Source organism: Wolbachia endosymbiont of Cardiocondyla obscurior, from assembly GCF_902713635.1.
In the GTDB taxonomy this organism is placed as follows: Bacteria; Pseudomonadota; Alphaproteobacteria; order Rickettsiales; family Anaplasmataceae; genus Wolbachia; species Wolbachia pipientis.
Genome location: NZ_CACTIU010000134.1, coordinates 1 through 365, shown reverse-complemented (window position 1 = coordinate 365; position 365 = coordinate 1). Strand labels below are relative to the sequence as shown.

Annotated in this window: 1 protein-coding gene; it reads right to left on the bottom strand. The window is 39.7% G+C overall.

Annotation, left to right across the window (positions count from 1 at the left end; all coding sequences use genetic code 11):
• Positions 1-55: 55 nt before the first annotated feature.
• Complete coding sequence (locus WOCAOBSORBRA_RS06515) at positions 56-190, bottom strand: hypothetical protein (RefSeq protein WP_281346864.1); 135 nt, start codon at positions 188-190, stop codon at positions 56-58.
• Positions 191-365: the final 175 nt, after the last annotated feature.

Sequence of the window (365 nt, the reverse complement as noted above, 5' to 3'; positions counted from 1 at the left end):
GAACCGTCATACCGCGATTCATTCGCGGTATCTCAGCCGCTAACAAGAGATCCCGCTAACAAGCAGCGGGATGACGAGGTATAAACTTTATCGTCATGCCACCGCGAACCGTCATACCGCGATTCATTCGCGGTATCTCGGCAAGAGATCCCGCTAACAAGTAGCGGGATGACGATTGTCGTTTAGCCATAAATGTTTAAGAAATTTACCAAATGAAAAAAAAGGCAAAAGAAGCCCCGTAGTTGGCTAATTACTTACATTATACTTTCAAGTATGGCGTTTTTTTATTCTATAGTATTTTCTAAAATGAATGATAAATTTCCATTATGGTATTACCAACCAAAAGTTGTAAGTCTGTATATTTA